This window comes from Amycolatopsis sp. NBC_01307, from assembly GCF_035975215.1.
GTDB lineage: Bacteria > Actinomycetota > Actinomycetes > Mycobacteriales > Pseudonocardiaceae > Amycolatopsis.
In genome coordinates this window covers 1,241,528-1,265,039 of the sequence record NZ_CP108403.1, presented here as the reverse complement: position 1 = coordinate 1,265,039, position 23,512 = coordinate 1,241,528, and the positions used below count along the sequence as shown (strand labels likewise).

23 protein-coding genes are annotated in these 23,512 nt (G+C 71.5%); 14 read left to right on the top strand and 9 right to left on the bottom strand.

All coding sequences use genetic code 11. The features are described 5' to 3' along the window. The first annotated feature begins 7 nt into the window (after positions 1 to 7). On the top strand, positions 8 to 1,213 hold the full coding sequence (locus OG439_RS05265; protein WP_326948203.1) for an IS30 family transposase: 1,206 nt from the start codon (positions 8 to 10) through the stop codon (positions 1,211 to 1,213). A 31-nt stretch (positions 1,214 to 1,244) separates the two neighbouring features. Here OG439_RS05265 and OG439_RS05260 read toward each other — a convergent pair whose 3' ends face one another. Further along, positions 1,245 to 3,704: a M14 family zinc carboxypeptidase gene (locus tag OG439_RS05260; RefSeq protein WP_326951493.1), complete on the bottom strand. Its 2,460-nt coding sequence runs from the start codon at positions 3,702 to 3,704 to the stop codon at positions 1,245 to 1,247. A 210-nt stretch (positions 3,705 to 3,914) separates the two neighbouring features. Between OG439_RS05260 and OG439_RS05255 the strand changes: the two genes are divergently transcribed. Genes OG439_RS05255 through OG439_RS05245 form a run of 3 tightly spaced genes read left to right on the top strand, consistent with a single transcriptional unit; the run spans position 3,915 to position 5,759 of the window. Continuing rightward, positions 3,915 to 4,562 carry a DUF998 domain-containing protein gene (locus OG439_RS05255; RefSeq protein ID WP_326948202.1) on the top strand — a complete coding sequence of 216 codons (648 nt, stop codon included), beginning with the start codon at positions 3,915 to 3,917 and terminating at the stop codon, positions 4,560 to 4,562. Positions 4,563 to 4,599: 37 nt separating this feature from the next. Further along, positions 4,600 to 5,364 (top strand): LuxR C-terminal-related transcriptional regulator, encoded by a 765-nt coding sequence (locus OG439_RS05250; protein WP_326948201.1) that lies wholly within the window; start codon positions 4,600 to 4,602, stop codon positions 5,362 to 5,364. Continuing rightward, positions 5,361 to 5,759, top strand: coding sequence for a hypothetical protein (locus tag OG439_RS05245; protein WP_326948200.1), 399 nt, complete (start codon positions 5,361 to 5,363; stop codon positions 5,757 to 5,759). The genes OG439_RS05250 and OG439_RS05245 overlap by 4 nt, the downstream gene beginning before the upstream one ends. Before the next feature lie 3 nt (positions 5,760 to 5,762). Here the strand turns inward: OG439_RS05245 and OG439_RS05240 are convergent, their stop codons facing one another. Continuing rightward, positions 5,763 to 6,416, bottom strand: coding sequence for a GTP pyrophosphokinase (locus OG439_RS05240; protein WP_326951492.1), 654 nt, complete (start codon positions 6,414 to 6,416; stop codon positions 5,763 to 5,765). 263 nt (positions 6,417 to 6,679) lie between these two features. On the opposite strand from OG439_RS05240, the gene OG439_RS05235 reads away from it, so the two are divergent. After that, positions 6,680 to 6,922 (top strand): hypothetical protein, encoded by a 243-nt coding sequence (locus OG439_RS05235; protein ID WP_326948199.1) that lies wholly within the window; start codon positions 6,680 to 6,682, stop codon positions 6,920 to 6,922. Here the strand turns inward: OG439_RS05235 and OG439_RS05230 are convergent. The 3 genes from OG439_RS05230 to OG439_RS05220 all read right to left on the bottom strand — a co-directional run bounded on the left by OG439_RS05230 (position 6,919) and on the right by OG439_RS05220 (position 10,466). Next, the gene (locus OG439_RS05230) at positions 6,919 to 7,791 is read right to left on the bottom strand and encodes an LLM class F420-dependent oxidoreductase (protein ID WP_326948198.1); all 873 of its coding nucleotides are present in this window, start codon (positions 7,789 to 7,791) and stop codon (positions 6,919 to 6,921) included. The two genes, OG439_RS05235 and OG439_RS05230, sit on opposite strands and share 4 nt — an antisense overlap. A gap of 77 nt (positions 7,792 to 7,868) precedes the next feature. Next, the gene (locus tag OG439_RS05225) at positions 7,869 to 9,002 is read right to left on the bottom strand and encodes an adenosylhomocysteinase (RefSeq protein WP_326948197.1); all 1,134 of its coding nucleotides are present in this window, start codon (positions 9,000 to 9,002) and stop codon (positions 7,869 to 7,871) included. A gap of 147 nt (positions 9,003 to 9,149) precedes the next feature. Beyond that, the gene (locus tag OG439_RS05220; protein WP_326948196.1) at positions 9,150 to 10,466 is read right to left on the bottom strand and encodes an alpha/beta hydrolase; all 1,317 of its coding nucleotides are present in this window, start codon (positions 10,464 to 10,466) and stop codon (positions 9,150 to 9,152) included. A gap of 155 nt (positions 10,467 to 10,621) precedes the next feature. On the opposite strand from OG439_RS05220, the gene OG439_RS05215 reads away from it, so the two are divergent. Beyond that, on the top strand, positions 10,622 to 10,852 hold the full coding sequence (locus OG439_RS05215; protein WP_326948195.1) for a hypothetical protein: 231 nt from the start codon (positions 10,622 to 10,624) through the stop codon (positions 10,850 to 10,852). Here the strand turns inward: OG439_RS05215 and OG439_RS05210 are convergent. Next, complete coding sequence (locus tag OG439_RS05210) at positions 10,843 to 11,850, bottom strand: hypothetical protein (RefSeq protein WP_326948194.1); 1,008 nt, start codon at positions 11,848 to 11,850, stop codon at positions 10,843 to 10,845. The two genes, OG439_RS05215 and OG439_RS05210, sit on opposite strands and share 10 nt — an antisense overlap. Positions 11,851 to 11,921: 71 nt before the next feature. On the opposite strand from OG439_RS05210, the gene OG439_RS05205 reads away from it, so the two are divergent. Next, complete coding sequence (locus OG439_RS05205) at positions 11,922 to 12,518, top strand: TetR/AcrR family transcriptional regulator (RefSeq protein ID WP_326948193.1); 597 nt, start codon at positions 11,922 to 11,924, stop codon at positions 12,516 to 12,518. Here OG439_RS05205 and OG439_RS05200 read toward each other — a convergent pair. Continuing rightward, entirely contained in the window at positions 12,479 to 13,273 is a 795-nt protein-coding gene (locus tag OG439_RS05200; protein ID WP_326948192.1) for a helix-turn-helix transcriptional regulator, read from the bottom strand. The two genes, OG439_RS05205 and OG439_RS05200, sit on opposite strands and share 40 nt — an antisense overlap. 82 nt (positions 13,274 to 13,355) lie before the next feature. Between OG439_RS05200 and OG439_RS05195 the strand changes: the two genes are divergently transcribed. Next, positions 13,356 to 14,429, top strand: coding sequence for a zinc-binding alcohol dehydrogenase family protein (locus OG439_RS05195; protein ID WP_326948191.1), 1,074 nt, complete (start codon positions 13,356 to 13,358; stop codon positions 14,427 to 14,429). On the opposite strand, the gene OG439_RS05190 is transcribed toward OG439_RS05195, so the two are convergent. Beyond that, positions 14,416 to 16,830: a CocE/NonD family hydrolase gene (locus OG439_RS05190; RefSeq protein WP_326948189.1), complete on the bottom strand. Its 2,415-nt coding sequence runs from the start codon at positions 16,828 to 16,830 to the stop codon at positions 14,416 to 14,418. The two genes, OG439_RS05195 and OG439_RS05190, sit on opposite strands and share 14 nt — an antisense overlap. Positions 16,831 to 16,906: 76 nt before the next feature. Between OG439_RS05190 and OG439_RS05185 the strand changes: the two genes are divergently transcribed. From OG439_RS05185 to OG439_RS05160, 6 genes are all read left to right on the top strand, one after another. Beyond that, the gene (locus OG439_RS05185) at positions 16,907 to 17,530 is read left to right on the top strand and encodes a TetR/AcrR family transcriptional regulator (RefSeq protein WP_326948188.1); all 624 of its coding nucleotides are present in this window, start codon (positions 16,907 to 16,909) and stop codon (positions 17,528 to 17,530) included. Then, on the top strand, positions 17,527 to 18,513 hold the full coding sequence (locus OG439_RS05180) for a hypothetical protein (protein ID WP_326948186.1): 987 nt from the start codon (positions 17,527 to 17,529) through the stop codon (positions 18,511 to 18,513). Before OG439_RS05185 ends, OG439_RS05180 begins: the two co-directional genes overlap by 4 nt. A gap of 58 nt (positions 18,514 to 18,571) precedes the next feature. Beyond that, positions 18,572 to 19,129, top strand: a complete 558-nt coding sequence (locus OG439_RS05175; protein WP_326948185.1) for a PadR family transcriptional regulator — start codon at positions 18,572 to 18,574, stop codon at positions 19,127 to 19,129. Continuing rightward, positions 19,126 to 20,445: an NAD(P)/FAD-dependent oxidoreductase gene (locus tag OG439_RS05170; RefSeq protein ID WP_326948184.1), complete on the top strand. Its 1,320-nt coding sequence runs from the start codon at positions 19,126 to 19,128 to the stop codon at positions 20,443 to 20,445. The genes OG439_RS05175 and OG439_RS05170 overlap by 4 nt, the downstream gene beginning before the upstream one ends. A gap of 122 nt (positions 20,446 to 20,567) precedes the next feature. Next, complete coding sequence (locus tag OG439_RS05165; protein ID WP_326948183.1) at positions 20,568 to 21,875, top strand: lipase family protein; 1,308 nt, start codon at positions 20,568 to 20,570, stop codon at positions 21,873 to 21,875. Positions 21,876 to 21,925: 50 nt separating this feature from the next. Next, complete coding sequence (locus OG439_RS05160) at positions 21,926 to 22,570, top strand: TetR/AcrR family transcriptional regulator (RefSeq protein WP_326948182.1); 645 nt, start codon at positions 21,926 to 21,928, stop codon at positions 22,568 to 22,570. Here OG439_RS05160 and OG439_RS05155 read toward each other — a convergent pair. Then, positions 22,560 to 23,432, bottom strand: coding sequence for a LysR family transcriptional regulator (locus tag OG439_RS05155; RefSeq protein ID WP_326948181.1), 873 nt, complete (start codon positions 23,430 to 23,432; stop codon positions 22,560 to 22,562). The genes OG439_RS05160 and OG439_RS05155 overlap by 11 nt on opposite strands. Between the last annotated feature and the right edge of the window lie 80 nt (positions 23,433 to 23,512).

Below are 23,512 nucleotides of genomic sequence, written 5' to 3'. Positions count from 1 at the left end.
AACTGCGATGACACGGGTACGAACCCATCGGTGGCTACCACGCTCGGCGCAGCTGCTGTTCTGGCAGCAGATCCGGGCAGGCCTGACCGCGAAACCGGCCGCGCAAGCGGCCGGTTTCGCCCCCGCCACAGGCGGGCGGCTGTTCCGCCAAGCTGGCGGGGTGATCAGCAACGCACCCCACCAGCCCGGGCCGGTCCGGCTGACCATCGCCGAGCGGGAAGAGATCGCCTGTCTGAAAGCCGCAGGTCACGGCCCACGCGCCATCGGCAGAACGATCGACCGGCCGGCCTCGACAGTGTCACGGGAGCTGGCCCGCAACACCGGCCTGACCGGCCACTACCGGGCCAGCAGTGCCCAGCACGCGGCCGAGGAACGCGCGAAACGACCCAAACCGGCGAAGCTGCGCGCCGATCCGGCGTTGCGGGCGGCGGTGCAGGCCGGACTGGACCGGAAGTGGTCGCCGCGGCAGATCTCCGAGAGACTGGTGCTGGACTTTCCCGACCGGCCGGAGATGCGGGTGTCGCACGAGACGATCTATCAGTCGCTGTATGTGCAGGGCCGGGGCGCGTTGCGCCGGGAACTGACCGCGGCACTGCGGACCGGGCGGGCGTTGCGGATGCCGCGGCGGCAGGCCCAAACCCGGCGGGAACGCCCGTCGGGCGGGATCCAAGACATGGTCAACATTTCCGAGCGGCCCGCCGACGTCGCTGACCGTGCGGTGCCGGGGCATTGGGAAGGCGACCTGATCCTGGGCAAGGACAATCGGTCCGCGATCGGGACGCTGGTGGAACGCTCGACCCGGTTCGTGATGCTGCTGCACCTGCCCCACGGGCGGGACGCAGCCACCGTCGCCGCGGCGATGACCGAGATGATCCAGACGTTGCCGCCGCTGCTGCTGGGCTCGCTGACCTGGGATCAGGGCAAAGAAATGGCCCATCACCGGAAGATCACCCTGGACACGGGGTTGCAGATCTACTTCTGCGATCCGCATTCGCCCTGGCAGCGCGGCAGCAACGAGAACACCAACGGTCTGCTCCGGCAGTACTTTCCCAAAGGCACCGACCTGTCCCAGCACAGCGCGGATGATCTGGTGCGGGTGGCGGAGGAGCTGAACGGGCGGCCTCGGGAGACCCTCGGCTGGCGGACACCAACCGAGGCCCTCACGAAGCTACTGTCAGATCAACAAACACCAGGTGTTGCAACCACTGCGTGAATCCGCCAGGCCTTCACGGACCTCCGAGGAACTACCGGACGCCGCCCGACGCGCGCTGCTTCTGCGCGTGCGCGGACCGGGTGCAGACCTCACCGACGTCGACCGTCTGGCCGCGGTCGGCGAAGACGTCCGCCACACCGACGAGCTTGCCCTTCGGCGACGTGCAGGTCAGCTGGTAGGCCTCCTTCGTGCCGTAGGTCGGCGGGACGGGCGAGGAGAACGAGACGTCGCCGGTCCAGTCGTCGACGGCGTTCGGGTCGGCCTGGTCGTAGTTGACCACCACGGCCTTGTAGTCGCCGGCCGGCGGGTCGAACAGCACGGCGTGCTCGGACGTCGTGCCGCCGTTCGCCGACGAGCTGACCAGGTTGCCGGCCGCGTCGTAGATGAACAGGTCCCAGTCGGTCGAAGTGCTGGCCCAGTTGATGTTGACGCTGAACTTCCCGTTGTCCACCTTCGGCAGGCCGTCGACGTGGAAGGTGAACGAGTCACCCGCGGTGTCGGCCGGGTAGTTCTGGTTGATCGGCGGCACGCCTGCCGGGTTCGTCACCGCGTAACCCTGCTGAGCCGGGCCCTGCGGGTCCCGCCCGTAGCGGCCGGCGACGTAGGGGCGCGTCGACGGGTTGACCGACCACGCGAACCGCCCGCCGGTGGTGGTGAGCTTCGAGTTCAGGTCGTCGGTGACGTAGATCGGCGGCTTGGTGGTGCCGTCGGCCTGGATCACCGGCGACGTCGGCGTCTGGAACGTCTTGTGCAGCTTGAGCTGGTACCCCTTGGGCGCCGAACCGATCAGCGTCGAGTGCTGCTGCGGGTCGGCGGTGTTGGCCAGCATGTCGAGCAGCGCACCGCGGTTGCCGCCCTTGCCCGCCCCGGTCGTCGGGGCCAGCCCGGCGTACTCGGCGACGACGGCGGTCTCGTAGGCCTCGTGGAAGCCGGCGCCGCCGACCTCGATGGTGAAGCCCCAGCCGCCGGTGGCCCAGTACGACCAGTCCTCGGTGGTGCCGGTCGTGTCGTAGAGCGCCCAGCTCGGCTCGCTGGTGTAGCCGTTGCGCGAGGCCAGCTTGTCGCCGAGCGCCTTGAAGGCCGGCTCCTCCAGCGGCGGCCGCACGTCGGCCACGCCCGGCGGGCGCAGCACCAGGGCCGCGTTGGTGTGCCAGGTGATCAGGTTGGTGACCTGCCGCGACGAGACGATCGAGCGGACGTTGCGCGACTCCGGCTCGGAGAACGGCGCCGAGCCGCGGAAGGTGTCGCCGCTCCAGGCCACTTCGGCCCCGTTGCCGCCCCAGAACCCGGCGTAGTTGCGGTTCGGGTCGGTGCCGCGGATCCGGCCGGCGGGGTTGGCCTTGCAGACGCCGGTGGCGTACTGCGGCGGCGAGTCGCCGACGTTGCAGTTCTTGCGCTTCATCTCGTAGTCGAACCGGGAGAAGTCGCCCTTGGGCTCGGCCTCGCGGGAGATGTCGAAGCCGTCCGGGTTCACGATCGGCACGATGATGTTGCGCGTCTTGCCGACCATGCCGCGGATCTGGCTGTCGTGGGCGTAGCCGTTGATCAGCTCGTACGCCCACTCCATGACGTGCTCGCCCGCCGGCCACTCCCGCGCGTGGTGCACGCCCATGGTGAAGTCGACCGGCTTGCCGTCGGTGAGGTTCTTGACGTCGGTGGCGATCTCCAGCCCCATGACGTCGCGGCCTTCCCAGGTCGACTCGGGCATGGTGAACGCCGAGACGAGGTTCGGGTTGGCGCGGGCCAGCTCCTTCATCTCGTACTCGTAGTCGTAGAGGTGGCGGTAGCTGGTCCGGCCCGAGGGCAGCACCGACTTGGGGGTCTTGGCCGCGTACTCGCGGTCGGTCTTCGCGTCGGCGACGGACTTGGCCGACAGGTCGGCCTGGACCACCGTCGACTTGAGGCCGCTGTTCTTGAGCGTCTGACGGTCGGCGTCGTCGGCCAGCACGACCTCGACGCCGGTCGCGTCACCCTTCTCGGTGACGTCGAGGCCGAGGCCGGTGAGCTTGCTCTTGTCGGCGCGGGTGGGGGTCTGGACGCGGACCAGCTGCGCCTTCTGCGCGGTGGTCGGCGTGCCCTGCGGGGTCAGCGCCAGGAAGTCGACGCCGAGCTGGACCTGGCCGGCCGAACCGCCGTAGCGGCAGCCCTGGACGACGAGCTGCTGGCCCTTCTTCACGAAGCTTTCGGCCAGTTCGTGGGAGCGCAACGCCGTCGAAGCGGCGACGACCGCCCCGGTCGCCTTGTCGAACACGGCGACGTCCCAGTCGCCCTCGGCGCCCGACGTCGCCTTCAGCCGGGCCTGGACCAGACCGTCCACAGTGGACGTGAGATCCCGGCGATCGGTGCCCGAAGTGCCCTTGGGCTGCAGCTTCGCGAAGCACGAGCGGGGTACTGACTTGTCGGCGCGCAGGATGTTCTGCGCCGCCCCGGCGGTGCCGGTCGGCAACACGGCGAACGTGCCGGCCAGCGCGATGGCCGAAGCCAGCAGCACCAGCCGTCTTGGTGAATTCCCCACGGGTAGAGACCTCCTTGACCGAGGCCGGCACAGCAAGGACGTACCGGTAGCGAGTGACCGTAATGGACGAAAACCGGCCGGGGTAACCGCCGTAAGTCGTACTGCCTTCACCCGTTCTTCACACGGACGGCCGCGCAAAAGGACATTTCACCGGGAGTTCAACCACCGGTCGGCTACTGTCGGTTCATGGTCACGGTCCCTGCGCGACGGACGTCCGTCGCGGTGTCGCTGGCGGGTATCGCCGCGCTCGTGGTGGGTGCCGCGCTGGTGCTGTTGCTGCAGGTCATCCCGCCGACCGACGAGATCAGCGCGACCCGCCGCACGATCAGCGAGTACGGCCTGTCCGACCACAAGTGGCTGTTCGACATCGCGGTGGTCCTGGTGGCGTTCGGGTCGGCCGCGGGGCTCGCGGTGCTGGTCAACCAGCGCCGGCTGCCGGTGGCCGCGACGATCCTGGGTGCACTGTGGACGATCGGCCTGCTGGTGATCGTGGCGTTCCCGAAGCCGGACTGGGCGACGGTCTCCCGCTCGGACTTCGGCGGCACGCTGCACCGCGTCGCGAGCGTGGTGGCGTTCGTCGCGCTGCCGCTGGCGGTGCTGATCGCCTCGCGCACGGCGTTCCCGGCGTCGCCGGGCCGTCGCTGGCTCGCGCGGGTACTGGCGATCGCGTCACTGGGCTGGTTCGCGGTGATCCTGGGCGCGGTCGTGGTGGCGGCGGCCGAGGACGGGCGTTGGTGGACGTTGATCCCGCTGGGGCTGGTGGAACGCGGGATGGCGCTGACGGAGCTGATCGCACTGGGTGCGCTGCTGGCACCGGTGACCGCGCGGGAGTAACCACCGGTCCGGCCGCTTGTCCGGTGCCGGACGGGCGGTGGACAGTGACGAGGTGGACGAAAACGGGCAGACTTCGGTAACCCCACCCGCACAGCGGGAGGATGTGACCGCGCTGCTCGCCGCCGCGAAAGCGGGAGATGCCTCGGCACGGACGAGGCTGCTGACCGAGCTCATGCCCACCATCCGGAGGTTCCTCACCGCTTCCGGCTTCGGCTATGCCGGAGGCGAGCCGATCATTCTTGCGGTCGCGTCGGATCTATTTCGGGAACTCGACCGGTTCGACGATGAAGAAACACTGCTGAACTGGCTCATGAGCGCTGTACTGCGGAAACGCACTCAGGCAGCGCTCTCGGACTACGTTCCCGACCCGCAGCAACGTGCGCTTGTCACCGGCCCTGAGCCGCGCCTGACACGCCGGGAGCAGCAGTTGCTGCGAGCCATGGCCACGAACGAGAGCTACCAAGCGATCGCCGACGAGCTCGGAATTCCGGTCGGCAGTGTCGGGCCTACGCGGATGCGCCTGCTTCAGAAACTCCGGCAGTCTCCGGAAACCGTGTCGCCCATCGAGCCCCGGGCAAACCTCGAAGCCGCACTGCGAGCCCACCTCTCCGCCCCGGAATCCCCCGCCCCCCGGCGTGGCCTGCGTCGCTTCCTCGGCCTGACCACACCGGCGCCGCCCGAGGTGCGCCCCGGTGACCGGACGATCGCGGCCGTCCGGGACGTCACCGGCGCCGGGCGGGATGTGCTGCGCGAACTCGACGAAGTGCTGACCATCACTCGCGAAAGCGAGGACCGGACATGACCGAGCGGGCCCCCTCCCTCGCCGACGAATGGCTCGGCACACAGGTGCTCGACCACGTCCGTGACCTCTACAAGGACTACCCCGACACCGCGGACCGCGTCTTGGGGCTCGTCGAACTGCGGCTTCAGCAGCGCTACGAGGCCGAGACCGTGGAGGCCCGGCACCGCCGGAAACTCGAGTGGGCGTGGTTCGGGTTTCGCGTGGCTTCCGCGCTTCTCGGCTTCGGTGCGCTCGTGGTCTTCGCGCTCGTCGCCGTGCAGTTCATCGGGCACGGCGCGCCTGTCGAGGCCGGGGTCTCGCTCGGTGCCGGTGCGGTGTCCGTCGTGGCGATCTTCGTCACCGGGCGGGCCGCCGGGCCGCTGTTCGCGCCGCGACCCCCGCCGGGCAAGGAGTAACGCCTAGCGGATCCGTTCGTGCAACGCGGCCATCCGGGCGTCCAGGTCCGCTGCCGTGGCGGCGGCCGCGGACAGTTCGCCCGCGAAGTCCGGGGGGACGCTGTCGCGGTACTTGTACGACAGCTTGTGCTCGACCGCCGCCCAGAAGTCCATTGCGATGGTGCGGAGCTGGACCTCCACCTTGACCTTCTCCACCCGGTCGGACAGGAACACCGGGATGCGCACGATCAGGTGCAGGCTGCGGTAGCCGTTGGCCTTGGGGCGGGCGATGTAGTCCTTGGTGCGCAGCAGTTCGACGTCGTCCTGGGCGGTGAGCATGCGGGCCACCGCGAAGACGTCGTCGACGAACGGGCAGACCACGCGGATGCCGGCGATGTCGTCGAGCGCGCGGGCGGCGGAGACCCAGTCGCTGCCGAGGCCGCGGCGGTGCACCTTCTCCTTGATCGCCTCCGGCCGCTTCACCCGGCTCGTGATGTGCTCGATCGGGTCGTGCCGGTGGACGAAGTCGAACTCCTCGCTGAGGATCCGCAGTTTCGTCATCAGCTCTTCGATGGCGAACTTGTACATCAGCAGGAAACGCGGGAGCTGCCCGGCGACGGCGAGCTCTTCGGCCGCCTCGCTCAGAGAAGCGTGCTCGGCCGCCGGATCGGTGGTCACTGAACCCTCGTCGTAGGAGTCGTCGGTCATTTCCGCGCGTCACGTTACTGCGCTTGACCCGATCAACGGGCGGCGACGGGCCGGAGTTCCCGCCGGTCACCGGATCGTGGAGTCCCGCCGGTCCCGCGTCAGCACGACCTTGGTCTTCGCGAGGCCCCGGTCCGGCCGAGCCCGGCCGGGTGTTCGGGGTCGAAGGTGCCCCACTGGGCGTTCGGGACGGCGATCGCCCGGCGGCGTCGTTGACCACGACCAGGTCGTGTGTCATGCCGCGGCCGATCAGGTGGGCTTCGACACCGGCGCTGCGCGCGCTCCGCGTGCCGGCCCGGCTGATCCTGGCCGAACGCAGCGTGATCCACCCCGCGCGCGACGTCGAGCAGCGGGTCAAGGCGCTCGACCCGCTGCTCGACGTCGAAGTCGTGTCGCGCACGACCCATGCCCTCTCGCTCCAGCGACCCGGGCTGGTGACAGCCCGGATCCTCGAAGCGGACCGGCGAGTGGCGGGCTAGAACTCCGCCAGCTGAGACACGGCCGGGGCCATGCCGTCGATCCAGGCGGCCGGCGCCCCCGTGGTCGGGGTGATGATGGCCGTCTGAATCCCGAGCTTCGCGTAGTCGGCCATGCTGCGGACGAACTCGTCGCGGGTGTCCGGCGTCGGGCGCGGGTTGTTGGCGAGGATCGTCGTGCGGATCTCGTCGTAGTCGCGGCCGACGGCGTCGCAGTGCCCGCGCAGCACGTCCAGCTTGTGCGCGACGTCCTCGGGCGAGGACGCGAACAGGTTGCAGGCGTCGCCGTACTGCGCGACCAGCCGCAGGGTCTTGCGCTCCCCGCTGCCGCCGATGAGCACCTTCGGGCGGTTGATCGGCTGCGGCGAGCAGAGCGTCTCGGCCAGCTGGTAGTGCTTGCCCTCGAACGGCCCGTTGTTCTCCGGGTCCCACATCTGCGCGGTGATGCGCAGGGTCTCCTCCAGCCGCTCGAAGCGCTCGGCGACCGGCGGGTACGGCACGCCCATGCCGTGGTGCTCGCGCTCGAACCACGCGGCCCCGATCCCGAGCGCGGCCCGGCCGCCCGAGAGGACGTCGAGGGTGGTGACGATCTTCGCGAGCAGGCCGGGGTGGCGGTAGGTCACGCCGGTGACGAGCAGGCCGAGCTCGATCCGGGACGTGTGGGCGGCGAGGAAGCCGAGGGTCGTGTAGCCCTCGAGCATGTTGGACTCGGCGGGGAGGCCGGTCGGCTCGATCTGGAAGTAGTGGTCCATGAAGGACAACCAGGTCGCACCGGCCTCCTCCGCCGCGGTGCCCACGCGGGCGAGCTCGCCCGCGATGGCGGTCGTCCCGCCTTCGATGTCGAAGATGGGAAGGTGAAAACCGAGCTCCATGAAACTTTCTCCTGACGTGCGGTCGGCGTACCCGTCACGTTAGGACCTGGAGCGCGCTCCAGGGCAAGTCCCGGGTTTCAGCGGAGCCGTTCGACCAGGTCCGTGGCGATCCGCCGTTCGACGGCCGCCGGGACCGGCTGGACCGCCGGGGCCAGCCCGCCCGCGCAGACCGCCGCGAGGCTGCGGACCTGCAGCGTCAGGCCGAGATCCATCGCCTGGATGGAGTTCCCGTTAGCGGCGGTCAGGTTGAGCATCCGGCCGTGGTCGAGGACGACGATCTCGCGGCCGCCGGTCAGCACGTGCCCGGTGCGGCGGCCGGGGTCGCCGTACTCGATGGTGCGCACGGTCGCCGTCCGCAGCGCCTCGGCGTCGATCTCCCAGGCGAAGTGGCCGACGCCGGCGAGCACGGCGCCGTCGGGCAGCGCGGCCAGCTCGGCCGCGCCGACGACACCGGGGGCGCCGGTCGCGGTGAAGACGGCTTGGGCGTCTTCGAGCACCTCCTTGGCGACGCCGACGCGGTGACCGTCCAAAATGGCCTGAAGCGCGCGCATGGGGTCGGTGTCGCACACGGCGACGCGCGCGCCGAGCCGCGCGAGGGTGTCGGCGACGCCCTCGCCGCACGGCCCGTAGCCGAGCACCGCGGCGCGCATCCCCGGCACCATCAGGTTGGTGGCGTTGAGAAAGCCCTGCACGACGCTCTGGCCGACGCCGAACTCGTTCTCCACCAGGAGCTTCAGCCGCGAGTCGTTGATCACGACGACCGGGTGCGTGACGCCACCGGGCCGCTCCCGGAGCCGGAGGCCGCCGGTTGTCGTCTCCTCGGTGCCGCCGAGGTAACCCGAAGGCGTCCCGGATCCGAGCAGCGACAGGGTGAGGTCGGCGCCGTTGTCGAGTGTGAGGTCCGGTTCGGTTTCGAGGACCTTCGCGACGTTGCGGGTGTGGTCGGCGTCGTCGTCGGCGCGGCGGGTGTGCACGGTGACGCCGAGCGCGCGCAGGTCGTCGGCGACGTCGTCGTGGGTCGTGCCGGGTGAGCCGGTGAGGGTGACGTCGACCCCGGCGCGGGCCAGGAGCGCGACGAGCGCGGCGGTCTTGGGCTCGACGTGCAGGCACATCGCGAGCCGCCGCCCGGCGAGCAGCGTCTCGTGTTCCCCGACGGCGGCGGCGGTCAGCGGCATGTGCTTGAGCGCCCAGCCGATGGCAGGCAGAGTCATGACTTTCCTTACGGTTGACGAAGAAACCGCGTGACGCGGTGAAAGGGGCCGGAGCGGGGCCGGTCAACCGTAGAAGTCGCAGCGGTAGGAGTGGTCACCGAAGATCGGCGCCACGAGTCCGCGTCCGCTGCTCACGCCGTCAAGCTATCAGCGCAGGGCGGTGACCAGGAAGTCCGTCACTTCGGCCGGGCCGCCGTCGCCCGTGGTCACCGGGTCGCCCGCCGCGCGCAGGCGGTTCGCGTACTCCGCCGACTTCCGGCCGCCGCCGGCGAGCAGGAACGGCGGGGCGCCCGGGCCTGCGTAAGTCAGCGGGCTCGCCTCGCGCAGGGTCGCCGGCGCGCGGCCCAGGGCGAGCAGGATCGACGCGCGGGTGACCGCGTCGAGGCCGGTGAAGTCCGTGAAGTCCGCCGGGGCGGACACGGCCGCCACCGCGTGGACCGTGCTCGGGACCCCGGCGTACTGGCCGGCGTCGAAGCCCGGCGCGGTGCCGAGGAGGGCCGCCAGCGTGCCGCCCGTGCCGGTGCCCCAGGCCCCGATGCGGGCCGGGTCGAGGTGCAGCGCCGTCGCGTTGGCCGCGAGGAAGCGGACCGCGCACTTGGCGTCGGTGAGCGGGGCGGGCCACGGCGCCGCGGGGGCGAGGCGGTAGTCGATCGAGGCGACCGCCACCCCGCGGGCCGTCAGCGCGTCGCGGACGGCGGTGAACCGCGGGCCGTCGAGCAGCGCGCCCGGGCCGACGGGCTTGCGGTTGCCGAGGAACAGGCCGCCGCCGTGCAGGTAGAGCACCACCGGCGCGGGCGTCGCGGACGGCTGGGGCTGGTAGACGTCCATGGCCAGGGGGATCCCCGCCGGGCGGCAGTACTCGACCGTGCTGGAGGTGCTGTCGAGCAGCGTCGAGGCGTTGGTGCCGGTGACGCCGTCACCGGCGGCGACCGCTCCGGCCGTGCCGGTCGCCAGGATCAGCAGGAGTACGGGGAACAGCACGATCCACGCCGACACGCGCCGCAGCGTGGACGGCCGCGGGTGCGCCCGCCGCCGGGCGACGACCAGGAGCCCGAACAGGGCGAGGAACTGCAGCGCGGCGACGACGTAGTCGGTGAAACCGACGACCGTGTCCGCCGGCTGCCACGGGTCGAACCGCGCCAGCAGGCCGAGCGGCCGGCTGACGACCCACAGCGCGAGCGCCACGGCGGCGGTCAGGGCCGCGAAGTGGGCGGTCTTGCGCGTGGGCCAGCCGAGCACGGCGGCCACGGCGACGATTTCGACCGCCGCGAAGACGCCGAACAACATCGCGTAGAGCTGCCAGAGCCGCCAGAGCGCGGGCACCGCGGCGGCCGTGGTCACCGCCCCGCTCAGGGCGGCCAGCGACGCCGTGACCAGCAGCGCACCGCGTCGCAGGGGCGGCGGGGCGTCGTACCGGGAGGTCGCCGGCAGCGGACGTGCCCGCTGTCGGTCGACGGCTGTCATGCCCCCAGTGTCACCCCGGACACCGTGCGGCGGCCACCGCGCCGGGCCGGATACGCTCGGCTCGTGCCCCGTTTCACCGGCCACGACGGCCGTGAACTCGCGGCCGCGAGGACGAAGTTGCTGTCCCCGGTGCCGTGATCCGGCAGGATCGGAACATGCCCCCGGAGCCTGATCCCACCGCCGCCACCGCCGCCATCGACGCCCTGCGCGCGGAGCGCGACGCCGCGCGTCAGGAGCTTGCCGACCTGCGTGCGTGGTTGACCGTGAAGCTCGGACTGCTGCATCGCGCGCCCGGCCCGCAGGGCATCACCGTTCTCAGCGTGGCTACCGATCGGGAGATCATCACCAAGATCGAGGAGCTGATGAAGGGCGAGGCTCAGGCGTAGCAGGCGGCGAGTGCGCCGAACGCGGCTTTCGGTTCCCAGGGCAGGCCCGGGTACGTCTCCCCCGAGCCTTCCTCCAGGACCTTCACCACGCCCCAGCTCGCCATGTCGAGATCCTCGCGGGGCGACGCGCGGTGCACCAGGCCGTAGCAGACGAAGGTGCACGCGAACGCCGCGTCGACGCCCTCCTCCGTGAACACCTTCAGCAGCTCGCGGAGGTAGCCCGCCTGTTCCTCTTCGTCGCGGACGTAGTCGCCGTTCAGCCGGACCGGGACGTCTCCGTCGTACTCGAGGATCTCGCCGCTGCGGGCGCCGAGGTCGGCCGCGCCGCGGTAGGTCGTGCAGCCGAACTCCGTGATCGCCACCGGCTTGCCCGCCGCGACCAGGGTGCGAATGCCCTCCTGGTAGACGTGCTCGACCTCCTTCGAGCGGTGCGCGTCGACCGAGACGATGTCGAACGGCGTCCAGTCGACGCGCTCCAGCGGGACCGACGCGTAGGTGATCTTGCCGCCGAACCGCGCGCGGACCGCCTCGACCGCGCGGCCCAGGAAGTCGTTGACGCGGGTGGGGAGTTCGGCCAGCGCTCGCAGTGATTCCGGGGACCGCTCGAACAACCCGGCCATGCGCTCCGGGAGGCTGTCGCCCGGCAGAAAGCCGTGGTTGAACAGGCTCAGCTCGGCGCCGGTGACGAACACGACCTCGGCTCCCGCGACCCGAAGGCGTTCGGCTCGCTCGGCGCCGTCGGCGAGCTGTTCGAGGATCTCCGCCGGCCGCCGGTCCCAGGGGAACGGCGAGAACCACACCTCCAGCCCGAGGGCGGCCGCTTCCCGCGCGGCGAACTCGATCCGGTCCAGGTCGGTGCCGAACAGCCGGACGGCCGTGCAGTGCAGGTCGTCGCGGATGATCGTCAGCTCACGCCGGACCACCTCGGGTGCGAACGGGCGGCGGATGGTGCCGCCGACCGCCATTCCGGTGTCGTAACCGATGCCCTTGGCTCGCATAAGGGGTGCCCTCCAGAAGAAATAGCGTACGGTACGTACCGTACCCTATTGACAAGGTACGGTGAGTACCGATGACCGAAACGAAGACCCGGCGGCGCGGCGCCGAACTGGAGGACGCGATCCTGCGCGCCGCCGCCGACGAGCTGACCGAGGCCGGCTACCCGGGCCTGACCATGGAACGCGTCGCCCAGCGGGCCGGCACCAACAAGAACACGATCTACCGCCGCTGGCCGAACCGCGCCGCGCTCGGCGTCGCCGCCTACCGGCACCTGGCCGAGGACACCCTGCGCCCGCCCGACACCGGCGACCTGCGCGAAGACGCGCTCGCGTTGCTGCGCGCCGTCAACTGCGGCGCCTCCTCCCCCGCCGCGCAGATCCTGCGCGGCCTGCTGGCCGGCGTCAGCGACGACCCGGACCTGCTGGCCCAGCTGCACGAGCAGGCCGGCGACGGCGGCACCACCGCGTGGCTCACGCTCCTCGACCGCGCCGTGGCCCGCGGCGAGGCCCCGCCCGAGTCGCTGCACCCGCGCGTCGCGACCGTCGCGCTCACCTTGCTGCGCAACGAATACCTCACCCGTGGACTGACCACAGTGGACGACGGCGTCCTCGTGGAGATCGTCGACGAGGTCTACCTGCCGCTGATCCGCGGGCGCCGCGCCGGCGCGTAGAGCGTCAACCGCAGCGCCGGGTCCTCGTTCGCCTGGAACGTCGCGTACTCGTACTCCACCGGCTCCGGGCGGTACAGCGTCTTCCGGCCGGGTCCACTGTGGACGACGTCGTGGCGCTCCCACCAGCCCGCGAACTCGGGGCAGCCCGCGCGCAGGCGGCCGGCCAGCGCGGTGAACGCCGGGTCCGGCGCCCACAGGTCGTGCGCGGCGTGGAACTGCGCCACCGTGTGCTCGGCCTGCGCCGCCCAGCCGGGCCCGAACAGCCGCCGCCCCCGCTCGTCGAGCAGCAGGAACACCAGCACGTTCCGGTCCGCCTCGGGCAGCTTGCCGAAGTCGGTGAACAGCGAGACGGCCGCGCGGTTCCAGGCCAGCACGTCCCAGCGGCGGCCGGTGACGTACGCGGGCTGGGTCAGGTTCTCGATCAGCCCCCGCGTCGCGTCGGGGACGGACTCGCGGGCGAACGCCGTCCGCGCCGGGTTGCGGGCCAGTTCACGCAGGTGGGCGCGCTCCGCGTCGTCCAGCCGCAGGGCGCCGGCCAAGGCCTCGATCGTCTCCGTGGACGGGCTCACCGTGCGGCCCTGCTCCAGCCGGATGTACCAGTCGACGCCGATGCCGGCCAGCTCGGCGACCTCCTCGCGACGCAGCCCGGGCGTCCGGCGGCGGCGCCGGTCCGGCAGCCCGAGCGCGACCGGATTCAGCCGTTCCCGCCGCGACCGCAGGAACTCCCCCAGCCCGGCGCGGGCCACGTCCGCCATCGTCGACCTCCGGGTGGCACGCAACAGTCCCAGGATGATACCAGGCCTGGATAGGTCGTCCGGGAACGCGAAGGCTGGTCTTATGAAAGCTGCTGTCCTCGAAGAATTCGGCACGATGCCGTCCGTGCGCGAGTGGCCCGATCCGGTGCTGGGCACCGGCGAGGTGCTCGTCGACGTCGTCGCGGCACCGGTGCTGCCCTACGCCGGGGAAGTGTTCCGCGGCGAGCGGAACTACCTGCTCACGCTGCCGGTCGTGCCCGGCGCCGGCGCGGTCGGGCGGGTGCGCGCGACCGGCCCGGACGCGACCCGGCTCAAGCCCGGCGACTGGGTGTTGTGCGATCCGACCATCCGCTCCCGTGACGACGCCCGCACGCCGGACATCACGCTGCAGGGGCTGAGCGCACGCGGCGAAGGCGGCCTGTTCCTGCAACGCCACTTCGGCCACGGCGCCTACGCCGAGCAGGTGCTGGTCCCGACGGAGAACGCCGTCCCGCTCGGCCCGATCGACGCCGCCGACGCCGGCCGGTGGGCCGCGCTCTCCCTCTGTCTCGTGCCGTACGGCGGCCTGCTCGCCGCCCAGCTCCAGCCGGGCGAAACGGTGCTGGTCAGCGGCGCGACCGGCAACTTCGGCAGTGCGGGCGTGGCCGTCGCCCTCGCGATGGGCGCGGCCTGCGTGGTCGCCCCGGGCCGCAACGCCGACGCGCTGGCCGACCTGGAACGCCGGTTCGGCGCGCGCGTCCGGACGGTCCGGCTCACCGGCGACGACGACACCGCGCGGATGCGCAGCACGGCGCCCGGCCCGATCGACGTGGTCCTCGACCTGCTGCCGCCGTCGGCGGGAGCGGCCGTCACGCGGACCGCGGCCATGACGGTGCGCGAGTACGGCCGGGTCGTGCTGATGGGCGGCGTCGGCATGCTCGGCGGCGACGACCTCGCGCTGCCCTACCCGTGGCTGATGCGCAACAACATCACCGTGCGCGGGCAGTGGCTGGCCCCGCGCGAGGCGAACACCGGCCTGATCGCGCTGGCCCGCGCGGATCTGCTGGACCTGGGCGGGTTCGCCGTCACGGAGTTCGGCCTCGACGAGATCGCCGACGCCGTCGGCCACGCGGCGAAGGAGCAGGCGCGGTTCGCGCTCACCGTCATCCGGCCTTGAGTGCCGACGCCTGACCAGGCTGCTCGGCGGCCGCGCCCAGGATCCAGTTCCGGAACTCGACCGCGAAGTGCTGCAGGTGGTGCTCGATCACCTGCGGGCCACAGGTGACCGGCAGCGTCACCGAGAGGCGGGCGGTGAACCCGCCCTCCTCCTCGGCGAACGCGTTGGCGATGGAGCCGACGACGGTGCCGTCCTCGAGCACGAGGCGCGACCGGCGACCGCCGGGCGGCGGCTCCGCTCCCGGCGTCGCGGAGTCGTCCCACTCGCGCATGAAGAACGAGCAGACGTGCTCGCCGAGCGTCTCGACGATGTTCACCCGGCCGCCGGCCGCGTGGATCGAGTAGTGCTCCGGGTGGCCCGCGAGCAGGACGTCCTCCCGGCCGAAGGCTCGCGAGAGCCATTCGGTGAACTGTGCCGCGGTGATGCCGTGGGCACGCAACGTCGTCGTGCCGGTCGTTTCCTCCCCGGCGGAGAGCGCGACCTGTTCGCGCAGGAAGGCGCTTCCGGCCGCGATCTCGTCCCGCAGGAGGTCGAGCAGCCGCTCGCGGCCGAGCTTTCCCTTCAGCAGCGCCAAAGCCCGCCGTGCGGCCACCACCTCGAACCGCTCGACGCGCCCGTCGTGGTCGTCGCCGGCCAAGCGCACCCAGGGTGCCGGTTCGGCCGTCGCTTGCCGGACGGGAAGCTGCAGGTAGGAGGCGTGTTCGCCGCCGGTGTGGACGACGTGCTGCCCGCGGTTGGCGCCGGTGTACTCCCGGATGCCGGGCATCATGGTGCCCAGCAGGTTCCGCGAGCTGACGACGAACCGCAGCTGCTCGCCGGCGTGGAACGCGAGCCCGACCGGGAGCAGCTCGATCTCGACGTCGACGACCTCGCCGGCTGAGAGGCGCTCCACGCGGTCGAAGCTGTGGGCCGGCACGTCGGGAGTCGAAAGGGCCTCGTCGAGGTGGCGGGCCGAGACGCGCAGGCGTCCGTCGGAACCCTTGTACCGCAGGATCGTCGCGCCGTGCTCGGTCACGTCGTGGACGAGCGCGCCCCGGTTGGGGACGGTGAACGCCTGGAGCGGCGTGCCGTGGGCGTCGAGCTTCTGCACGAGCACGAAGACGTCCATGTCGTCGGCGCCGCGCGCTTCGAGCCACAGGTGCGCTTTCGGGTAACCGGCCAGCACGGTGTCGCGGTCGAACCGCACGACGAAGGACACCGCGTCCGGGTTCGCGTCGACCGCGTAGGTCACGGCGGCCTCGTCGGCGGGGGCCGTGGTCGTCAGCGCGCGCGAGCGGCCGTCGAGGTAGTACTTCGTCGACGTGACGTCCGCCGGGGGAAACTCCTCCGCGGCGACGCCGACCTGGTCGCCGCCCTGGAGGTCGAGGATCGCGTAGCGCACCCGGGGCGTCCGCTCCCAGCCGTTGTCCTCGCCCTTGAGGTAGTGGTCGAAGAAGCGGCGCAGGTCGGCCACGTTCGCTTCGTCGTAGTAGTCGGGCCACTCCTGGCTGTTGTGCACGCGCAGCCACTTCTCGGGCGACGCGATCCGCCGCCAGGCGCGGAACGTCCCGGCCGTGTGCAGCGTGTTGGAGTAGCTGGCCACGACGTAGGCCGGCACGGTGATCCGGCCGAAGTCGGGGATCTTGTTCTCCCACAGGTCGTTCACCAGCGGGTAGCGCTCGACCTCGGTGAGGATGTCCTCCTTGCCGTTCTTACCGAAGAAGCTGCCCTCCTGGAGCTGCCTGGCGAACCCGGTGTCGGGCATGCCGCCGCGCATCACCAGGTCGCGGTAGACGTCGCTGACGCCTTCCCACGGGTTGATCGCCGCCAGGTGCGGGGGCTGCTCGGCGGCGGTGAACCACTGGGAGACCGCGAGGTAGGAGGTGCCGCTCATGCCGACCTTGCCGGAGCACCAGGCCTGCTGCGCCAGCCACTCGATCACGTCGTGGCAGTCGCGGCCTTCCTGGCGGTCCCACAGCACGCTGTCGCCCTCGGAGTCGACCACGCCGCGGACGTCCGGATTGCAGATCGCATAGCCCCGGGCGCACCAGTACGCGGGGTCCGGGCCTTCGAACTTCTCCAGCCCGGACACGATCCCGTTGTCGAGACCGACCATCCCGAAGACGCCCATCGCGCTGGCGGAACTCCCCTGTCCCTTGCCGTACGGGCTCCACGCCACGATCACCGGCACCGGCTCCGCACCGGCCGGGCGGAAGAGGTCGACGCGGATCGTCACCCCGTCCCGCAGGCGGACCGCCACGTCCTTCTCGAACACGACGTCGACGGGCAGGGCCCGGAACTGCGGCGCGACCCGGAACCCCGCCGCCAGCGTCCGGGTGCCGGGGTCGAACCCCGTCAGCACGCCGGTCCGGGCGGCCGGCAGCGGCCGGGACGGCACGTACACCCTCTGGTCTTCACTCATGTCCCCGACCGTACGTCTGTTCTGCTCAGAACTCAACACTCGTTGAGATCGGCGGGCCGACCGCTACATTCGGGTCATGACCACGCAGGAAGACCCCGCGGCGGGGACGCGCCGTGGCCGCCGGCCCGGCAGCGGCAGCACGCGGCAGGTGGTGCTCGACGCGGCCCGGGCGCGGTTCGCCCGTGACGGTTTCGCCACGACCACGATCCGGCGCATCGCCGCCGACGCCGGGGTGGACGCGTCGCAGGTGATGCAGTTCTTCGGCTCGAAGGACGAGCTGTTCGCGGCCGTGATGGCCGTCCCGCGGTCCGCGCTCGACCGGTTCGACACCGCCTTCGAGGGCCCCGACGAGCACCTGGGCGAACGGGTGGTCCGCGCGTACCTCGGCGCCTGGGAGGGCGCGGCCGGCGAGTCGGAACCCCTGATGGCGATGCTGCGCGGCGCGATCACCAACGACCACGCGAGCGCGCAGCTGCGCGACTTCATCCAGTCCCGGTTGCTGCACGGCACCCGGGGGCGGGGCGGGGACGACGCGATGCTGCGGGCCGGTCTCGCGGCGGCGATGCTGGTCGGCATCGTCACGAGCAGGCAGATCATCGGCGTGCCGGTGCTCGTCGCCGCCGACACGGAGCAGCTCGTCGCGACCGTCGCCCCCGCGATCCACCAGATCCTCGTGGGCGCCCGCCCGGAGCGAGCGTGACGAGCACCCGGCTCGCCCGCCACGAGCGGATCGCGGCGGAACTGTCCACTTTGGACGTCCTGGCGACGGCGACCCCGCTGGGCAGCGGGATCGGCGGCACGACCTGGCTCGCGCGGGTGGCGGGCGAGCCCGTCTTCGTGAAGCGGATCGCGCTCACCGACGTCGAGCTGCGCCACGAGGGGTCGACCGCCGACCACTACGGCCTGCCGCCTTGGTACCACTACGGTGTCGGCTCCGCGGGCGGCGGCGCGTGGCGGGAGCTGGCGGCCCACCGCGACGCGAGCGAGTGGGTCCGCACCGGCACGTGCGAGAACTTCCCGCTGCTGCACCACTGGTGCGTCCGCCCCGGCCTGCCGCGCGCGCCGCTGCCCCCGGCCGAGCTGGAGCGGGACGTCGCGTTCTGGCACGACGACCCGGGCGTGCGGCGACGGCTCGAAGCCCTCGACGCGTCGAGCACGGATCTCGTGCTGTTCCTGGAACACCTGCCGCGGACGCTCGCCGAGTGGCCGGACGCGCCGGTCCGGTTCGTCGACGAAGAACTCCGGCGCGTCACGGACTTCCTCGCCGGGCAGGACGTCCAGCACTTCGACGCACACTTCGCCAACATCGTCACCGACGGCGGACGGCTGTGCCTCACCGACTTCGGCCTCACGCTGTCGTCGCGGTTCGAGCTGTCGGACGCCGAGGCGGAGTTCCTCGCCGAGCACACCACGCACGACCGGGCCTACGTCCTGGCCCACCTGGTCAACCGGATCGTCCGCCCGTTGCGGACGTGGCCGCACCCGCGTGTCCGCAACGACTTCGTGCGCGACTGCGCCGCGGGAAAGCCGGTCCCGGAGCTGCCGCCGGACGCGGCCGCTCTCCTGCGCCGGTACGCCCCGCTCGCCACCGTCGTCAACGAGTTCTACTTCGCGCTGCACGGCGACAGCCGGAAGACGCCGTATCCGGCGGACGAGATCGCCCGGCTGCTCGGCGCGCTCTGAACCCCTCACGGACTACTCGCGTTTGACTAGACCCTAGTACTCGTGTTTGAGTACTCACATGGGAGCAGTTCGGTTGTTCATCCTCGGCGCACTGGCGCGGGGCGGTCCGATGCACGGGCACCAGATCCGGCGGGCGGCGCAGGTCGACCGCACCGAGCTCTGGGCGGACGTCAAACCCGGCTCGCTCTACGGCGCGCTGCGGCGGATGGCGGACGAGGGCGTCATCGAGGCGCTGCGCACCGAACGCGTGGGGAACATGCCCGAACGCACGGTCTACACGATCACCGAAGAGGGCCGGCGCGAGCTTTCCGTGCTGCGCCACACCATCCTCACCACCACCAAGCTGCGCCCGGATCCGGTCGACCTGGCGCTGGCCTACACCGAGGACCTCGACGAGGCGACGTTGCGGGCGCTGGTCGAGGACCGCCGGGCCGCGCTCGTCGCGGAACTCGCGTCCTGGAAACACCTTCAGGAACACGCGGGGCCCTACCTCGACGGCCTGGAGCCGCTGGGGTTCGACCACGTGCTCATCCGCCTCGAAGCCGAGGTGACCTGGCACGACCGGGTGCTGGACAAACTGACGGATCTGCTGGCCAACCGGGGAGAACAGACATGAGAGCACTGATCATCGGCGGCGGCATCGGCGGGCTCGCGATGGCCCAGTCCCTCACCGCGGCCGGCGTCGACGTCCAGGTCCACGAGCGCAACAGCGAGGCGGCCGACTGGCTGCAGGGCTACCGCATCCACCTCAACCGGTTCGGCTGCCGCGCCCTGCGCCGCTGCCTGCCGGGCCCGCTGTGGGACGCCTTCGCCGCCACCGCGGGCGATCCGGGCGCGGGCCTGAGCTTCCAGACCCACCGCCTGCGCGAGCTGCTCTTCGTGGAGGAGGAGCTGATGACCGGCGGGACCGGCGACCACCGCGCGGTCAGCCGGATCGCGTTGCGGCGGCTGCTCCTGGCCGGCCTGGGCGAGAACGTCCACTTCGGACGGACGTTCGAGCGATACGAGACCAACCCGGACGGCACGGTGACGGCGCACTTCGCCGACGGCGCCACCGCGACCGGCGATCTGCTGATCGGCGCGGACGGCGCCAACTCCCGGGTGCGCGCCCAGCTCCTGCCGCACGCGCACCGGGTGCCGACCGGCGCGGTGGGCGTGGCCGGCCGGCTGGCGCTGACCGACGAGACCCGCGCCTGGCTGCCGTCGCGGATCCGCGGCGGGATGAACATCGTGCTGCCGCCGGGCGGCAGTTTCCTGTTCACCGCGGTGTTCGACGGCCGGACCCGCACCGCCGAAGCGGTCGGCGACGGCATCGACCTGACGGCGTTCGGCCTGACCGGCACCGATCTCCTCGACGACGTCCAGGACTACGTGCTCTGGGCGTTCGCGGCGAAACGCGCCGGCTATCCGGCCGACGTGGAGTCGCTGCCCGGGCCCGCGTTGCAGAACGTCGTGGCCGAGCACATCCGCGGCTGGCACCCGGACCTGCGCCGCATGGTCACCGACTCCGACCCGGCGGGCGTGCACGCGATCGCGTTCAAGTCCGCCACCCAGGTCGAGCCCTGGCCGACCGGCCCGGTGACCCTCATCGGCGACGCCGTGCACAACATGACCCCGGTGATGGGCCTGGGCGCCAACACCGCCCTCCGGGACGCGGCCCTGCTGGCCCACCAGCTCAAGGCCGTGCACCGCGGCGAAGCCGGCCTGACCGACGCGGTCGGCGAGTACGAGCGCCGGATGCTGGCGTACGGCTTCGAAGCCGTGAACACGTCGCGCTCCTTCGCCGACCGGTTCACCTCGGACAACGTCCTGGCCCGCCAGGGAATGAAGGCGTGGCTCCGGATGTGCGCCGCCGTCCCGGCCGTGAAGCGGAGCAGCTTCACCGACGAGTGGACCGACGACCTCCCCGCCGCGAGCGTCGCCCTGGTCTGAGCTCCCCGTAGCCGCTGGTCACCCGACCGGCGGAAATGGTGTACGCCCCTGTACACCATTGCTACTGGCTGGTAGGTTACCGATTCACCATTGTGATCCACTTCATGATTCAAAGGGGAGTCATGATCAAGCCTGCCCGCTTGCTGGCCGTCGCCGCGGCCCTCACGCTGACCGTCGCCGTGGCGCCGGCGGCCTCCGCGGCTCCGGCGGCCGATTCCTTCTACACCTACAGCGGCAGCGAACCGCTGTCGTCGTTCGATCCCGGGGCCGTGCTCAAGACCCGGACGCTGAGCTACCACATCGTCGGCATCCCGACTCCGCTGACGGCGATCCAGCTGCTCTACCGGACCACCGACGCGCAGGGAAATCCCGCCGCCAACGTCACGTCCGTGGTGCGGAGTCCCAACGGGGACAACAAAAAGGCCATCTCCTACCAGTCGGCCTACGACTCGCTCAACCCGGCGGACAGCCCGTCGCGGGCGATCGCCGGTGACGTCACCCTCGGCGGGCTGCTGCCCAACGGGGAGTCCCTGCTCGTCACGCCCGCACTGCTCCTGGGCTACAACATCCTCATCCCCGACACCGAGGGGCAGGACGCGAACTTCGCCGCGGGGCCGGAGTACGGCACCAACACCCTGGACTCGATCCGGGCCGCGACGAAGGCGACCGAGACGGGCCTGACCGGTACCACCAAGTTCGGCCTCATCGGCTACTCGGGCGGTGCTATCGCGACCGGCTGGGCGGCCGCGATAGCACCGAGCTACGCACCCGATGTCAACAAGAACCTGGTGGGCTTCACCGAAGGCGGCGTGCTCGTCGCGCCGTCGCACAACCTGAAGTACGTCGCCGGCAGCCCGGTGTGGTCCGGCGTCATCCCGATGGCGCTCGTCGGCGTCGCCCGCTCCTACGACATCGACCTCAAGCCCTACGCCAGCGCGTACGGCCTGAAGGTCCTCCAGGAGGTGGAGCAGGCGTCGATCATCAACGCGCTGGGCCGCTACCCGGGGCTGACGTGGGAGAAGCTCGTCAAGCCGCAGTACTCGAACCCGAACTCGGTGCACCCGTTCGTCGACGCCGTCAACAAGGTGAACATCGGCTCGGCGCCGACGCCGTCCGTTCCCGGCTTCATCGCGCAGGGGAACAACGGGCTGCTGGAAGGCACCTTCGGCAATCCGCCGGGGATCGGGACGGGTGACGGCGTGATGGTCGCCGGCGACGTGCGGGCGCTGGCCCGGCAGTACTGCGCCGGCGGCAACAGCTCGATCAAGTACGCGCAGTACGACCTGCTCAGCCACGTCGGCGGCGCGGTGCGCTGGGCGCCCGACGCGATCGGCTGGCTGAACGACCGGTTCGCCGGGAAGGCCGCGCCGTCCAGCTGCGGGCACATCCCGGCGGGCAACTCGCTCGCCCCGGAAGTCCCCACGAGCTGACACCGCTGTGCCCGGCCGGAGCACCCGGCCGGGCACAGTACGGTCTGCACGTGACAGCGCACCGGAAGCTGCCGAAGGGCCCGCACAGCCTCAGCCGTGACGAGGTGGCCGGCACCCAGCGCGCCCGGCTGATCGACGCCGTGCTGGAGAACGTCGGCACCCGGGGCTACCTCGGCACCACGGTCGGGCACATCACGGCGACCGCCGGCGTCTCCCGGACGTCGTTCTACCAGCAGTTCGCCGACAAGCAGGACGCCTTTCTCGCCGCATACCGCGTGCTCAGCAACGACTTCATCGACCAGGGCGTCGCCGTGGCCGCCGCGGCCCCGACCCCGCTCGAAGCCGTCGCCGCGTGCGGCGACTTCCTCGTCGACTACGTCCACCGCCGCCCGACGGCCGTCCGCGCCGTCCTGCTCGAGATCTTCGCTCTCGGCGACGCCGGTCTCCAGGCCCGCGAGGAAGTCCTGCGTGCGGGCGAAGCCGTGTTCGACCGGACGGTCCTTTGGTTGCGCAGCACCGATCCCGCGCTGCCGGCGCCGCCGCCGTTCACCGCGCGCACCGTCGTCGCCGCCACGATCGAACTCATCACCCAGGCCATCTGGCAGGCCACCGAAGAGGCGTACGACCAGGCCCGGGAAGCCGTCCGCTACACGTGGCTGCTCGGGATGTTCGGGCACCAGAGCCTCAGCTGGTGAGGCCCGCCTCCGCGCACTTGCGGAACGCCGCCACCAACCGGTTCCGGTCCCCCGCGCGGGTCGCCAGGGCCACGTGGCTCGGCTCGACGTCCGCCAGCGGGACGGTGGTCAGGTCCGGGCGCAGGCCGGTGGGTGTGGCGGAGCCCGCCGGGACGATCGCCACCGCCTGACCGCTCGCGACCAGCTCGATCTTGTCCTCGATGGCGCTGATGAACGGCCCGTCCGGCGCCGGGCGGCCGTCGGGACGCGGGTCGACGCGCCAGAAGGCGTCCCATTCGGCGTCGGACGCGCGGGGCAGCGGCTCGTCGGCGATGTCGTCGAGCGTCACGGATTCCTTGCCCGCCAAGCGGTGGTCGCTCGGGATCAGCAGGACCCGCGGCTCGTCGCGCAAGACCGTCACGTGCAGCCCGGTGCTGGGCAGCGGCAGCCGGACGATCGCCGCGTCCACGCGGTTCTCGAGCAGCGCCGCGCGGGCGTCGTCCCACTTCAGGTGGAGCGTGCGGACGTCGGCGTCCGGATGGCGGTGGCGCAGCGCGCGGACGGCCGGGGTGACGATCAGGTTCCCGGTGTAGCCGACGGTGATCCGGCTGGGCCGGGCGACCGCGCGGGCGCGGGCCGTCGCCGCGGCCGCCGAGCGCAGGACGTCGGCGGCGAGCGGGAGGAACGCCTCGCCGGCCTCGGTGAGCCGGGTACCTTGCGGCGTGCGGTCGAGCAGGCGCGCGCCGACCTGCTGTTCCAGCCGGACGATCTGGCGGCTCAGCGACGACTGCGTCAGGTGCAGCTCGGCGGCGGCGCGGCCGAAGTGCCGGTGCTCGGCGACGACGGTGAAGCTGCGCACCAGCCGGAGATCGAGGTCGTCCACGGTCCGAGCATACCGCCGTGAGCTGTGGTGATGCACAGATCGCGACACGCGATGCGAAACGCCAATTGGACGCGGGGTGC

Excerpts from the sequence above, each read along its gene's own strand:
- OG439_RS05170 (WP_326948184.1), top strand. The coding sequence starts at position 19,126 with ATGAGAGCACTGATCATCGGCGGCGGCATCGGCGGGCTCGCGATGGCC.
- OG439_RS05255 (WP_326948202.1), top strand. The coding sequence starts at position 3,915 with ATGGTCACGGTCCCTGCGCGACGGACGTCCGTCGCGGTGTCGCTGGCG.
- OG439_RS05190 (WP_326948189.1), bottom strand. The coding sequence starts at position 16,830 with ATGAGTGAAGACCAGAGGGTGTACGTGCCGTCCCGGCCGCTGCCGGCC.
- OG439_RS05265 (WP_326948203.1), top strand. The coding sequence starts at position 8 with ATGACACGGGTACGAACCCATCGGTGGCTACCACGCTCGGCGCAGCTG.
- OG439_RS05210 (WP_326948194.1), bottom strand. The coding sequence starts at position 11,850 with ATGCGAGCCAAGGGCATCGGTTACGACACCGGAATGGCGGTCGGCGGC.
- OG439_RS05225 (WP_326948197.1), bottom strand. The coding sequence starts at position 9,002 with ATGACTCTGCCTGCCATCGGCTGGGCGCTCAAGCACATGCCGCTGACC.
- OG439_RS05195 (WP_326948191.1), top strand. The coding sequence starts at position 13,356 with ATGAAAGCTGCTGTCCTCGAAGAATTCGGCACGATGCCGTCCGTGCGC.
- OG439_RS05200 (WP_326948192.1), bottom strand. The coding sequence starts at position 13,273 with ATGGCGGACGTGGCCCGCGCCGGGCTGGGGGAGTTCCTGCGGTCGCGG.
- OG439_RS05205 (WP_326948193.1), top strand. The coding sequence starts at position 11,922 with ATGACCGAAACGAAGACCCGGCGGCGCGGCGCCGAACTGGAGGACGCG.
- OG439_RS05220 (WP_326948196.1), bottom strand. The coding sequence starts at position 10,466 with ATGACAGCCGTCGACCGACAGCGGGCACGTCCGCTGCCGGCGACCTCC.
- OG439_RS05185 (WP_326948188.1), top strand. The coding sequence starts at position 16,907 with ATGACCACGCAGGAAGACCCCGCGGCGGGGACGCGCCGTGGCCGCCGG.
- OG439_RS05175 (WP_326948185.1), top strand. The coding sequence starts at position 18,572 with ATGGGAGCAGTTCGGTTGTTCATCCTCGGCGCACTGGCGCGGGGCGGT.
- OG439_RS05235 (WP_326948199.1), top strand. The coding sequence starts at position 6,680 with ATGCCGCGGCCGATCAGGTGGGCTTCGACACCGGCGCTGCGCGCGCTC.
- OG439_RS05215 (WP_326948195.1), top strand. The coding sequence starts at position 10,622 with ATGCCCCCGGAGCCTGATCCCACCGCCGCCACCGCCGCCATCGACGCC.
- OG439_RS05230 (WP_326948198.1), bottom strand. The coding sequence starts at position 7,791 with ATGGAGCTCGGTTTTCACCTTCCCATCTTCGACATCGAAGGCGGGACG.
- OG439_RS05165 (WP_326948183.1), top strand. The coding sequence starts at position 20,568 with ATGATCAAGCCTGCCCGCTTGCTGGCCGTCGCCGCGGCCCTCACGCTG.
- OG439_RS05245 (WP_326948200.1), top strand. The coding sequence starts at position 5,361 with ATGACCGAGCGGGCCCCCTCCCTCGCCGACGAATGGCTCGGCACACAG.